Below are 12,259 nucleotides of genomic sequence, written 5' to 3' on the forward strand. Positions count from 1 at the left end.
CCTCTAGGTGGTGTAGTTTTTTGCCGAGTTGTACCACGAGGAGGGATTGCTCACACCGTGCTGCCCACCATAGACGATGACGCCCGAGCCCGGATGAGGCGCGTGTGCGACGCTCGTGCTGTACGCCCACGGGCCGTAAAAGCGTTGAGGTTCACCCCGTGCTCCATATACGAGACGCACACCAGCCGTTCCACAGACTACCCCGTCGGTTGTGAAACCCCCGTTCGTCCTACTACTCGAACCGGTTGTCTGGGCGTCACGGGTGCAATCCATGGTCTTGTTTCCCACCGCATTCGCGGGTGTCGCCGTTCCGAGGAGAAACGTGGCGACCGCCGTCATTGTCAGTACCGAACCTGCAATAGTTCTTTTCATGGTTAATCATCCTTGATCCCGTATCAGAAAGCCTGCTGTTGCGAATGATCGTATGCGGGTCTGCGCAGTCTGCGGGTCATACCCGCACCAACTCCGATCACAATTCGGCTAATCACATCGCATATGTCACCGCTCTTTAGCCTGGGTAATCGGATCTCTTGCGATCTGACCGAGGGCAAAGGGGGCGCCTGCCACACACCACGCAGCGCTCGCAGCTACCGCCGTGAGGAGCATGGCCACAGGGGAGACGAAGGTCGAGTAAAGCACCGACAGCGACAGTGCCGTTGACATGAAGAAGATGCCTGAGACGATTAACTGTTCGCAAGAGATGATGCTGAAGAGCACTGCCCGAGAGGTCCCGCTGAGCCGATAAGTGGAAAACTCGCTGGTGCGTGCTCGCAGTACAACGCCGGAGAGCAACGCGCCGATTGTGCCGAGGGCCACGGGCAAGAAACGCTCCGTGCGCGTGAGATAGTCCATGACGGGGTTCGTTACGGCCTCAAGACTCGTATTCGCGCCAAGCGAAGACTCAGAGACGCTGAGGCTGAGCGCAGCATCCTTGGTTTGCCCAGTGATATCGGCATTCTCCGAGAACTGAACGATGCACGCCTCTCCTTCGCGCACGTTCGGGGAGAGGGGAAGGACTATTCCGGTGTTCACGTCTAGCCCACGGGGCTGCTTCGGCAACACCGCCGCAGAGCGCGCCCCACCGGCTATTCCAATCAGGGCGGGGCGATTATCAGCGCCGAGCACCGAACCAATCAGCGCGTCATAGCGCTCAAGGCCGGGAAAGAGTGTGACGCTCGCCCGGTAGATGTGCACGCGGGGGTCGATTCCTGAGACATTCTCGATTCGATCCGGTTGGAGGAGCCCTGATCGTTGGACATCGGGCCGAACGGAGAGAGCCTCACAGGACGTTCGGTCGATTTTGGCAGCCGCATCAGGTGAGGAAGACAGAAACGTGACGACGTTTCTACCCAGCTGATTCTGCCGTAACATCTCCTGCGTAAAGCTCTGGTCCCGATACGACGAGAATGAGCTAACGAACACACCCGCAAGCACGGCATAAGCGAGTAGCAGCCCCATTCTTCGATCATCGCTGAATAGGTTCCGTCGTGCTTCCGTAAGGATGTCCCGCTTATTCCAGCTACGTTTCACGATGTTCAGACGCATCGCGGATATCGATGGTGGCATCGCCTGAAGCGACGAGCACGGGATCATGGGTGGCGATGATGATGGTAGCCGTGGTCGAGAGGGCTCTGAGAATCTCTGCGAGAGCGAGCGTGTTCGCGAGATCCAGGCTTGAGGACGGTTCATCCGCAAGAAGTAGAGGCCTATTCGTGGCAAGGGCCCGCGCGAGCGCGAGTCGTTGCAATTCACCACCGGAAAGCAGCTTGGCCCGGAACGTGGCTAGGTGCGCAATTCGGACGGTAGCAAGGAGATCGTGCGCTCGTTCGCGCGCACGTTGCCGGGGCTCACCGGCCGACAACGATCCCATCATGACATTGTCCAGCACACTCCGGTGGGGGAGAGCGTTTGTCCCCTGGGTCACCCATGCCGTTATCGAGGTGTGCTCGGGGACCGTTCGCCCCAGCGAGTCAGTAATCGTTATGTGGCCGCTAGTGAGTGGGAGGTACCCTCCGATAGCCGCGAGAAGGCTTGATTTACCAGAGCCGGAGGGGCCGGTAATCGTGGTTATTTGAGACGGCTCAATGGTCGCGCTCAGGTGGGAGAAAACATCCCTCCTTCCGAACGAGATGGCGGCGTGAGAAATAGCTACTCGCACTCGGCCCTCACCTCGGTCGGGAGGTGAGAGGGGGCCCGCAGGATTTCACGGCCCTCCAGCGAATCTGGCACGATCACATATCCGATCTCGGGGATGACCGCCGCCGACCGTGGCACTGCAATGGGGCGTGGCGATTTTTCATCTTCTTCCGGGACGAGGAAGACGCACTGCCTCCCGGTGGATGAGACATGAACGGTGGTGGCAGGGGCGACCGCAACGCGGCGAGGATCAGCTACCCGAAGAATAATTCCAGTGGCAACAAGGCTGCGGCCGAGCTGATCAGGATCCGAAAGATCCACTCCCGCACGGAGCAGCGCATCGTAGAAGGCTTGGACCTCCGACTCGGGCACGAGAGGAGACGCGAGTACGAAACTCTGGCCTGAGAACTCGGCGGTGACGGGCGCATCCTCAAAGTCGTTCAGGGAGCCGGCTGCGTCGACGGGCTTGAACTCAACCCGCGCGGTGCGTGCCGTTGAACGGGCAATCTCCGAACCGGCCTCAACCGGATCTCCCAAACCAACCGAGACGCTCTCCAGCGCATTTACCGACCGGGGGAGGAAAAGCAGGGAGCGATGATCCATGCTGCCGGTTGGTGGCAGAAAGTGGCGTCCCTGCCACTTTTTCACCGCTCGCTCTACGGCCGGGGTAAACCTCTCTCCGACCAGGCCCGGAGCAAGGAGACCCGTGTCGGCCAGGAAAAGGGTGAGTTCACCAACATCTTTACCGGCATCGCCGCGGGCAAGATCCCGGTAGAGAGGTCGATCGGCAAGAAAGAGGAATGCGGGCTCTCCATCCAGATCAAACAGGCGCTGCCCCTGAGTCAGCGATGCGTGTTCGACAAGCTGAATGTCGGTCACCATCCCGCTCCTCTTTGACCGCAGCAGAGGTTGCTCATCAATTTCGAAATGGGCCGTCACCGCGAGGGGAAACGAAAGATCACGCGAGCCCACGCGCACGCTCTCCGGGAGATCCGCGCGCACCTGCAGACTTTCAACCGTGGGTATTACAAAACTCGCAAGTGCAAACACCAGGAGTGGGACGAACCACAGCAGGGTGAGCGGCCAGACGGAGAACAGAGCTCCGTCTGAGATGGCACGGTTCTTGCCCATTATTGGGAGGCACCGGAGAGACAGGTTGCCGGATCGATGCCGGCCGCAATCACCTGCTGATAGAGCTCGTCCTCTGTCGTTTGAGGCTCAACCTGATTCGCGACTAGGCACCCAATAAGAAGCTGGATGACCGCCGAACTGTCACGATTCGCAAGCTGCCACGAACGGTCCACAAGCTCGAACTCTCGTTCGTAGCACTCGCGGTCCTGCCCGGAGTCTACGGCACCTTCGGGCACGCCATAGTCGATGATTTGACCCGTTTCTCCTCGATCATCGAGTGAGTAGCCGGCCACGCGCAGACACTCGGAGTACCGCGCAAATGACTGACGGTAATCGTCCACACTCACCGTTTCAGCAGCCATGGCGTCTAGCTGAAACTTCGAGCGCGCGACGGGTGCGGTGCCTTCTCCCTCCTGAGGTGGCGATGCGATCGGTGTGACACCACATCCGCTCAGGAGAAGCACACTCAGGATCGCGATTGAGACGAGTGTTCGGCGGGTCATGTCGAATAGTTCCGATTTTGAGTAAATAGTCCTGCCGGTTTACTCACCGAATTGTGACCCCCATAGACCAGCAAGCCCTGCCCGGGGTGGCCGATCGTGGCAACGGAGGGGTCGTAACTCCAACCCGTATAGAATCGCTGAGGTTCCCCACGCGCCCCATAGACCAGCCGAACGCTGGCTGTGCCGCAATTGCCATTCGAGCTGGTCGTAAATCCACCCATTTGCGCGGTGCTAGACCCGGTAGTTTGGTCGTACCATGCGCAGTTGAGGGTTTTGTTTCCCAGCGCTGACGCGGGAGTAGCCCCGACCAGAACCAGGGCGGAGGCAATGAGGGTGACGACTCCAGACCTCAGCGAAATGGATGTGCGCATGGCATTTTCCTCTCGATTCGTGTGTCTGAAACCTATGCACAACAAATCGAAGCGGCAACACCCAAAGCGATTTCCCCGGGAATACTAGGTGTTTGGTGCATGGCAGTGTTCACGCGCCACCGGTTAAAGAAAGCGGTCGGAGTCATTCCGAAGAACAACCCCGACCGTTCCGGTTGAAGAGTCTAACCCGAATAGACTCTCCATCCTCCCCCCAAGACGTTGTTCTTACCCTAGAACGAGTGTCTTGGTAGACGAGTGGTGTATCCACCACACATCTGTTGTCTATTTTGCTGGAAACCGCGCGGAACGCCAAGCGAAACGGTGTTTTTGTCAAAAGTGGAAACGTTTGCGCTGATCCGGGGCGCGATTTCACCGGGGGTTCCGGGCGTGTCATACGACAGCACGGCGCCCCCACACGCGAGGTGCGGGGGCGCCGTGGACGCAAAAAGCGGCGGACTATCCGGTGAAGCCACGCCAGCGGCCGGCACCGGGGTGCAGCGGTGCACGCACGGCACGCTGCGAGCGGGTCCAGGCCGACACCGAGGTGTTCTCCTGACGCTCGGCGCGGGCACCCTCCTCCGCCAGGGCGAGGGTCAGCACGGCCGAAACCGCGGCGATCTCCTCTTCGGTGGGGGTGCCGCGGGTGAACCGCAGATCCGGGGCGGGCAGGCCTGCGTCACTCACAGCGGGATGTTTCCGTGCTTCTTGGGCGGCAGGCTCGCACGCTTGGTCTTGAGTGAGCGCAGGGCCTTGATCACCGCGACGCGGGTGGCCGCCGGCTCGATCACGCCGTCCAGCTCGCCACGCTCGGCGGCGAGGAACGGGCTGGCCACGTTGTACGTGTACTCGTTGGCCAGCTTGGTGCGAACGGCGGCGACGTCCTCGCCAGCCTCCTCGGCCCGCTTGATCTCACCGCGGTAGAGGATGTTAACCGCGCCCTGACCACCCATCACGGCGATCTCAGCGGTGGGCCAGGCCAGGTTGATGTCGGCACCGAGCTGCTTGGAACCCATCACGATGTACGCGCCGCCATATGCCTTGCGCAGGATCACGGTGACCAGCGGCACGGTGGCCTCGGCGTAGGCGTAGAGCAGCTTGGCGCCGCGGCGGATTACGCCGGTCCATTCCTGGTCGGTGCCGGGCAGGTAGCCGGGCACGTCAACCAGGGTGAGGATCGGGATCGAGAACGCGTCACAGAAGCGCACGAATCGGCTGGCCTTCTCGCCGGCCTCGATGTTCAGGGTGCCGGCCATGGCCTGCGGCTGGTTCGCCACGATACCCACCGGGCGGCCCTCGACACGGGCGAAACCGATCACGATGTTCGGGGCGAACAGCGGCTGCACCTCGAGGAACTCGCCGCCATCCACCACGTGCTCAATGACGGTCTTGACGTCATAGGGCTGGTTGGGGGAGTCCGGGATCAGGACGTTGAGCTTGCGGTCCGAATCGCTGGTTTCGAGGTCCACCTCGGTGGGGTACTCGGGCAGCTCGGCCAGGTTGTTGTCCGGCAGGTAGGAGACCAGCGAGCGCGCGTAGTCGAGCGCGTCGGACTCATCCTCGGCCAGGTAGTGGGCCACACCCGAGCGGGTGTTGTGGGTGAGCGCGCCGCCGAGCTCCTCCATGCCGACGTCCTCGCCGGTGACGGTCTTGATGACGTCGGGGCCGGTCACAAACATCTGGCTGGTCTTGTCGACCATGATGACGAAGTCGGTCAGGGCGGGGGAGTACACGGCACCACCGGCGGCCGGGCCCATGATGATCGAAATCTGCGGGATGACACCCGAGGCGGCGGTGTTACGGCGGAAGATCTCGCCGTACTTACCGAGGGCAACCACGCCCTCCTGGATGCGGGCGCCGCCGGAGTCGAGGATGCCGAGGATCGGGACACCGGTCTTCAGGGCGAGATCCATCACCTTGATGATCTTCTCGCCGGCCACCTCGCCGAGCGAGCCACCAAACACGGTGAAGTCCTGCGAGTACACGGCCACCTGGCGGCCGTGGATCGTGCCGGTTCCGGTGACAACCGCGTCACCGTAGGGGCGCGAGCGGTCCATGCCGAAGGCGGTGGTGCGGTGGCGCACAAACTCGTCGAGCTCGACGAAGCTGCCCGGGTCGAGCAGCTGTTCGATGCGCTCGCGCGCGGTCTGCTTACCCTTGGCGTGCTGCTTGGCTTCGGCGGCCGCGCTCGGCGCGGTTACGGCCTCGTCGTAGCGACGCTTAAGGTCGGCGATACGGCCGGCGGTGGTCGAGAGGTCCGCCGCGCTGGCGGCGTTCGGCTGGGCTAAAGATTCAGTCACACGAATTACTCTATCTCGCCCACCCCCGGCTTGCGGGTGCATTGGTTCCTACAGTGTGATTCGTGTTTCGTTGTGGGAATCACTCAGCGCCGGGGGAGGGGCACGCGTATTCTGGGGGAATGACCGCCGATGCACCCCTCCTGCCCCGCTCGACCGCGATCGCCCAGCGCCTGCGCTGGGTCAGCGAGTCCGGGTCAACAAACGCCGATCTGCTGGCCGCGGCCACCGCGGATTCGGCCCAGTGGCCGCACTTCAGCGTGCTCCTGACCGACACCCAGGTGGCGGGGCGCGGGCGGTTGGATCGCGCCTGGTCTTCCCCATCTGGCAGCGGTCTGGCCATCTCACTCCTCATCCGCCCGGCGGGAAAACTGCCGATGGGAAGCTACGGCTGGCTCTCGCTCCTCGCCGGCACCGCGATGGCAGAGGCCGTGAACTCCCGGCTGAGCGCCGCCGGAGTGGCCCCGGATGCGCGGGTCAAGTGGCCCAACGATGTGCTGGTCGCGGGCAAGAAGATCTGCGGGGTACTCGCCGAAATCACCGCCGACGCCTCGGTGGTGATCGGCACCGGCATCAACACCGCGATGACGGCCGAGCAGCTGCCGGTCGACACCGCAACCTCCCTGGCGGTACTCGGAGCCGATCCGGATGCCGACGCCCTGCTGCACGCCTACCTCACCACCTTTGCCGAGCTCTATGACGCCCTGGTTGCCAGTGGCGGCGACGCCGAGGCCTCGGGGCTGCGCCGCCGGGTCGAGGCACGCTGCGACACCCTCGGCCGCAGCGTGCGGGTGGAACTCCCCGGCGGACGCTTCCGATTCGGCCGGGCAGAGCGCCTGGACCGAGACGGCCGGATCGTCATCCTCGATACCGAAACCGGTGAGCGAGACACCGTCTCGGCGGGGGATATCACCCACCTGCGCACCCAAGACTAATCCCGGGAATCCGCGCCCAATCCGCGGAATATGGCCGAGCCATGCCGCTTTGCGCCTCGGTAACTGATAGGAATGGGTCATGGTCGATTACACCCGTGGTCCCGAGACCGGGGACGCCACCCAGATCCTCGGATCCGCGGCTGGCTCCTCCGCCTATCCCACGCCCAGCAGCGTCCCCACCGAGCGCGTGGTTGCCCGGCTGCGGCGGCACGGAAGCTTTCTGATCCTCCCCTCGCTGCTCTTCATCGCCCTGCCCGCCGCGGTCACCTACGGAGTGAGCCGGTTTCCCACCGGCCCCGAGTTCTGGATGGTCACCGGCGGCGCTGCCGCGGTGTTCCTGTTCCTCGTGCTGTGGCCCTACCTGGTGTGGCTCAACCGGCGCACCACGATCACCACCCGCCGCGTGGTCATGCACCGCGGCTTCCTCGTGCGTGAGCGTCGTGAGGTCTTCCACAGCCGCGGCTACGAGATCGCCACGCGCCGTGGTCCGCTGCAGCTGGCCTCGGGATCGGCCACGATCCTGCTGACCCCGGGCACCGATCGCCCGCTCGTGCTGGTCGCGATCCCCGGTGCCCGCCAGGTCGTCGAAACCCTGCACCACCTCATCGAGGTCAACCAGGTGGTGCCCTCGCTGCCGTCGCGGGACTCCGGCACCCTCTAGCCCCACGGAACACAAAACGCGCACCACCCGAGGGTGATGCGCGTTCTTGCGTGCGCAGGGTGTCGAGACTAGAGCAGCGCCACCAGCTCGGGCGTTGCCGCGGCGCGCACGGCCTCGCGGGCACCGGCGGGGGACTCCGCGGCCAGGGCGGCCGCCGCGAGACGCTCGCAGTGCTCCATCGTGTGGGTCTTGAGGGCCAGTCGTACCCCGCGGATTTTGCTCGTGGCCATCGAGAGGCTGCTGACGCCGAGGCCCACCAGCACCAGCGCGAGCAGGGGATCTCCGGCGGACTCGCCACAGACCCCGAGCGGCTTACCCGCCTGCTTTGCCCCGTTGGCCGCGGCCGCGATCACGTCGAGCACCCCGGGCTGCCAGGGATCCAGCAGCTCGGAGAGCTCCCCCTCCATACGGTCGGCCGCCATCGTGTACTGGGCCAGGTCGTTGGTGCCGAGGCTGCCAAACTCGACCTCGGCGAGCACCTGGGAGGCCCGCAGCGCCGCCGCGGGCACCTCGATCATCACACCCGGCTTGGGCAGCCCGTTGGCGCGGACCCGCTCGGCAAACCAGCGCGCCTCGGCCACGGTTGCGACCATCGGGGCCATCACCCGGACGTCCGCCCCGGTGAGCCTGGCCGCCGCGGCGAGTGCCTGCAGCTGGGTTTCCAGCAGCTCGGGCAGGGCCTGGGAGAGGCGCAGACCGCGGCGGCCGAGCGCCGGGTTCTCCTCCTCGCCGAGATCGGCAAAGGCGAGCGGCTTATCGGCACCGGCGTCGAGGGTTCGCACAACCACCCGGCGACCATCGAAGGGGGTGAAGACCCGGCGGTACACCTCGGTCTGCTCCTCGAGGGTGGGCGCGTGCGCGGCGGAGAGAAACACAAATTCGGTGCGGAACAGCCCCACGCCCTCGAGATCCTCGGCCCCGGCGAGCTCGGCATCCTCGGCCCCGCCGATGTTGGCGAGTAGCGCTATCGGGTGGCCGTCCTGGGTGCGTCCGGGGCCGGACACCTCGGCGAGGGCCGCGGCCCGGCGCTCGCGACGCAGCCGCTGACTGGCCACGGCCTCGGGATCGGGACTAACCACGACCTCGCCGGTGTCCCCATCCAGGGAGATCGGCGTGCCAGCGGGAATCTCGGTGGCCCCGGCGAGCTGCACCACGGCCGGGATACCCATCTGGGCGGCAAGAATTGCGGTGTGGCTCGTGCGCCCACCGGCGCGCGTCACGATACCGAGCACCAGTGAACGGTCGAGCGTCGCGGTTTCGGCGGGTGCCAGATCCTCGGCCACGATGATGCTCGGCACGCTAAAGGACGGTACCCCGGGAGCGGGCAGCCCCAGCACCCGGGCGATCGCCCGCGAACCGATATCACGCAGGTCGGTGACCCGCTCGGCAAAGTAGCCGCCGAGCGCCTCAAACTTTGCCGCGAACTCGTCGATCGCGAGGTTGATCGAGGTGGCCGGGCCGTTGCCCTCGCCCAGGTGCTTCGTGACCGCACGGTGCAGCGCACGATCGCGGGCGATCATCGCGGTGGCCTTGAGTACGTCACGGGCGGTGGCATCTGCCTGGGCGGAGCGCGCCTCGAGATCCTCGGCCACAAACATAAAGCTCGCGATTGCGGCCTCCGAGGCTGCCGCAGTGTCCTCCGCCACGGCCTCATTCTGCGGGGGTTGCACCGGTGCCGCTACCCGCACCACGGGGCCATAGGCGGAGCCGGGGCTCACCCCGACCCCCTGGCGGACCCCCGCCGTCGGAGCGCTCGCCGAGGTGGCCGCCACGGCACCGATGCCCGTCACTCTGCGTCCAGGTCCGAGTTCAGCAGCTCGACGAGGCGGTCGAGCACGGCCTCAGTCTCGGGGCCCTCGGCCGTCAGCTCGACGGTCTCGCCGTTGCGCGCACCGAGCGCCATGACGCCCAGGATGCTGCCGGCGTCCACGGTGGGCTCGCCCGGTCGGCCAATCTCAACCTCGAGGCCCGAGTCTTCGACGGCCTCCACGAAGATCGCGGCGGGCCGCGAGTGCAGGCCGATGGACGAGGCGATGATTGCGGTACGAGTTGCCATGATGTGCTCCTTTGGTAGGTGTGTTTACGGTAGCCCGCCGCGCGGCGAACGTACAGGGGTAGGGGTTAGACGGTGACCTGTGCGGTCGCCTGCTGGGCCAGCTTGTTCCGGGCGGCGATCGTCTTGAGCGTGATCACCAGCAGCGCGGTGATCGCGACACCGATGGCCAGCGCCAGCACAAACAGCAGCGGCTGGCCGATCAGCGGCAGCACCCAGATGCCGCCGTGCGGGGCACGCAGGGTCGCGCCGAAGAGCATCACCAGGCCGCCGGTGATCGCGGAGCCGATCGTCGAGGACACCATCACGCGGATGGGGTCGGCCGCGGCAAAGGGGATCGCACCCTCGGAGATGAACGAGGCACCCAGCAGCCAGGCGGCCTTACCGTTCTCGCGCTCAGGGGCGGAGAACAGCTTCGGACGCAGCGCCGTGGCCAGGGCCATCGCGAGCGGAGCGACCATACCGGCGGCCATGACCGCGGCCATAATCTTGAGCTGCGGGGCATCCAGGGAGGCACCGGCGGCGGCGAGGCCGGCGGTAGCGAACCCGTAGGCCACCTTGTTGACCGGGCCACCGAGGTCAAAGCCCATCATTGCGCCGAGGATCAGGCCGAGCACCAGCACGCCGGCGCCGGTCAGGCCGTTCAGTCCGTCGTTCATCGAGGTCATCAGCCAGACGATGGGGCGGCCGAGGACCGCGATGAACAGACCCGCGGTAATGAGGGTGGACAGCAGCGGGATGACCACGACCGGCATCACACCGCGAACGCCCTTGTGGACCTTCCAGCTCGAAATCCAGTGCGCCACAGCACCGGCCAGTAGACCGGTCACGATACCGCCCAGGAAGCCGGCATTCATCGAGGCCGCCAGCGCACCGCCGACGATACCGGGCACCAGGCCCGGACGGTCGGCGATACCGAACGCGATGTAGCCGGAGAGAATCGGCACCAGGAATCCGAACGAGGCCGAACCGATCACAAACAGCAGCCCAGCCCACGAGGTGAGGCTCGCGATGTTGAAGCTCTGGGTGATATCGAACGCGGCGTCCTCGGTGTGAATACCGTACTTGACGATCTCGATCGCCCCGCTCTGGCCCAGCGCGATCTGCGCGAGCATGAACGAGAGCGCGATCAGGATGCCGCCGGCGGCCACGAACGGAATCATGTAGGAGACACCGGTCATCAGCCACTGCTGCAGGCGGGTTCCAAATCCCTTCCGCTCCGAAGACTCGCTCGGCACCGGGGTGGCGCTCGCCGCGGACGTGGCCCGGGCCGGATCGGCGGCCCAGGCATCGGCGAGGCGTTCGGCGTCGATCAGGAGCTGGGGCCCGGCGGAGATCGCCTTCTTCACGCCCACATCGATCGTGGGCTTCCCGGCGAAGCGTGCGCGATCCTTGACCTCGACGTCGTGGGCAAAGATGACGGCGTCTGCGGCCGCGATATCCGCAGGCTTGAGCGGGGTGGACCCGGCCGACCCCTGAGTCTCCACCAGGATCTGGTGACCGGCCTCGCGGGCGGCGTTCTCCAGCGCCTCGGCGGCCATATAGGTGTGGGCGATGCCGGTGGGGCAGGAGGTGACCGCGACGAAGCGCAGCACCCGTGCCGGGGCGGGTGCGGGTGCCTCCTCGGCGGGAGCAGCGGGGGCGCTGGCCGGAGCGACGGATGCAGCCGGGGCGGCCGGTGCCGCGGCCTTCAGCTGCACGTGCTCCTCAACGATCGCCACGACCTCCTCCTCGCTCGCGGCGTTCAGCAGTGCCTGCCGGAAGTCATCGTGCATGAGGGCACGCGCGAGCTGGGGGAGCACCTGCATGTGGGCGTCTCCGCCGTCGGCGGGGGCGGCGATCAGGAAGACCAGGCGCGCCGGGCCATCCTTCGCACCCCAGTCGATACCGTCGGCGATCCGGCCGAACACCAGCGAGGGTTCGGTGATGGCCGCACTGCGTGCGTGGGGGATTCCGATACCCCCGGGCAGGCCGGTGGCCATCTTGCTCTCGCGCTCCTGAACATCGGCAATGAAGAGATCGATGTCGGTACAGCGACCGCTGGCCACGAGGCGCTGAGCCAGCGTGCGCGTGGCCTCGTGCCGATCGGTGCCGGTGAGATCGAGCACCACCTGTTCAACGTTGATGAGTGGCATTTCGAGTCCTTTCGGGGTTCCTACGTGGTGTGACGTGCGT

General features: G+C 65.3%; 11 protein-coding genes. 2 read left to right on the plus strand and 9 right to left on the minus strand.

Annotated elements, in window-relative coordinates:
• Positions 1-498: 498 nt before the first annotated feature.
• The 6 genes from D9V32_RS07325 to D9V32_RS07355 form a co-directional block, all read right to left on the minus strand.
• Complete coding sequence (locus D9V32_RS07325; protein ID WP_147440421.1) at positions 499-1,545, minus strand: hypothetical protein; 1,047 nt, start codon at positions 1,543-1,545, stop codon at positions 499-501.
• Entirely contained in the window at positions 1,520-2,158 is a 639-nt protein-coding gene (locus tag D9V32_RS07330; RefSeq protein WP_121648251.1) for an ATP-binding cassette domain-containing protein, read from the minus strand. The genes D9V32_RS07325 and D9V32_RS07330 overlap by 26 nt, the downstream gene beginning before the upstream one ends.
• The gene (locus D9V32_RS07335) at positions 2,149-3,267 is read right to left on the minus strand and encodes a peptidoglycan-binding domain-containing protein (protein ID WP_121648252.1); all 1,119 of its coding nucleotides are present in this window, start codon (positions 3,265-3,267) and stop codon (positions 2,149-2,151) included. The genes D9V32_RS07330 and D9V32_RS07335 overlap by 10 nt, the downstream gene beginning before the upstream one ends.
• Complete coding sequence (locus tag D9V32_RS07340; RefSeq protein WP_121648253.1) at positions 3,267-3,770, minus strand: hypothetical protein; 504 nt, start codon at positions 3,768-3,770, stop codon at positions 3,267-3,269. Before D9V32_RS07340 ends, D9V32_RS07335 begins: the two co-directional genes overlap by 1 nt.
• Positions 3,771-4,597: 827 nt before the next feature.
• Positions 4,598-4,825: an acyl-CoA carboxylase subunit epsilon gene (locus D9V32_RS07350; RefSeq protein WP_121648255.1), complete on the minus strand. Its 228-nt coding sequence runs from the start codon at positions 4,823-4,825 to the stop codon at positions 4,598-4,600.
• Entirely contained in the window at positions 4,822-6,438 is a 1,617-nt protein-coding gene (locus D9V32_RS07355) for an acyl-CoA carboxylase subunit beta (protein ID WP_245982161.1), read from the minus strand. Before D9V32_RS07355 ends, D9V32_RS07350 begins: the two co-directional genes overlap by 4 nt.
• Positions 6,439-6,557: 119 nt before the next feature.
• Between D9V32_RS07355 and D9V32_RS07360 the strand changes: the two genes are divergently transcribed.
• Together D9V32_RS07360 and D9V32_RS07365 are read left to right on the plus strand one after the other, a co-directional pair.
• The gene (locus tag D9V32_RS07360; protein ID WP_121648257.1) at positions 6,558-7,370 is read left to right on the plus strand and encodes a biotin--[acetyl-CoA-carboxylase] ligase; all 813 of its coding nucleotides are present in this window, start codon (positions 6,558-6,560) and stop codon (positions 7,368-7,370) included.
• 79 nt (positions 7,371-7,449) lie between these two features.
• Positions 7,450-8,031, plus strand: coding sequence for a PH domain-containing protein (locus tag D9V32_RS07365; RefSeq protein WP_121648258.1), 582 nt, complete (start codon positions 7,450-7,452; stop codon positions 8,029-8,031).
• 68 nt (positions 8,032-8,099) lie between these two features.
• On the opposite strand, the gene ptsP is transcribed toward D9V32_RS07365, so the two are convergent.
• From ptsP to D9V32_RS07380, 3 genes are all read right to left on the minus strand, one after another.
• Complete coding sequence (ptsP, locus tag D9V32_RS07370; RefSeq protein ID WP_121648443.1) at positions 8,100-9,803, minus strand: phosphoenolpyruvate--protein phosphotransferase; 1,704 nt, start codon at positions 9,801-9,803, stop codon at positions 8,100-8,102.
• Positions 9,804-9,817: 14 nt separating this feature from the next.
• Positions 9,818-10,087: an HPr family phosphocarrier protein gene (locus tag D9V32_RS07375; RefSeq protein WP_121648259.1), complete on the minus strand. Its 270-nt coding sequence runs from the start codon at positions 10,085-10,087 to the stop codon at positions 9,818-9,820.
• 65 nt (positions 10,088-10,152) lie between these two features.
• Positions 10,153-12,219 carry a PTS fructose transporter subunit IIABC gene (locus D9V32_RS07380; protein WP_121648260.1) on the minus strand — a complete coding sequence of 689 codons (2,067 nt, stop codon included), beginning with the start codon at positions 12,217-12,219 and terminating at the stop codon, positions 10,153-10,155.
• Between the last annotated feature and the right edge of the window lie 40 nt (positions 12,220-12,259).

It is taken from the genome of Mycetocola tolaasinivorans, from assembly GCF_003667565.1.
GTDB classification, from domain to species: domain Bacteria; phylum Actinomycetota; class Actinomycetes; order Actinomycetales; family Microbacteriaceae; genus Mycetocola; species Mycetocola tolaasinivorans.

Bases quoted from the DNA above. Each gene is read 5' to 3' on its own strand.
- D9V32_RS07325 (WP_147440421.1), bottom strand. From the start codon at position 1,545: ATGCGTCTGAACATCGTGAAACGTAGCTGGAATAAGCGGGACATCCTT.
- D9V32_RS07335 (WP_121648252.1), bottom strand. From the start codon at position 3,267: ATGGGCAAGAACCGTGCCATCTCAGACGGAGCTCTGTTCTCCGTCTGG.
- D9V32_RS07360 (WP_121648257.1), top strand. From the start codon at position 6,558: ATGACCGCCGATGCACCCCTCCTGCCCCGCTCGACCGCGATCGCCCAG.
- D9V32_RS07375 (WP_121648259.1), bottom strand. From the start codon at position 10,087: ATGGCAACTCGTACCGCAATCATCGCCTCGTCCATCGGCCTGCACTCG.
- D9V32_RS07380 (WP_121648260.1), bottom strand. From the start codon at position 12,219: ATGCCACTCATCAACGTTGAACAGGTGGTGCTCGATCTCACCGGCACC.
- D9V32_RS07365 (WP_121648258.1), top strand. From the start codon at position 7,450: ATGGTCGATTACACCCGTGGTCCCGAGACCGGGGACGCCACCCAGATC.
- D9V32_RS07340 (WP_121648253.1), bottom strand. From the start codon at position 3,770: ATGACCCGCCGAACACTCGTCTCAATCGCGATCCTGAGTGTGCTTCTC.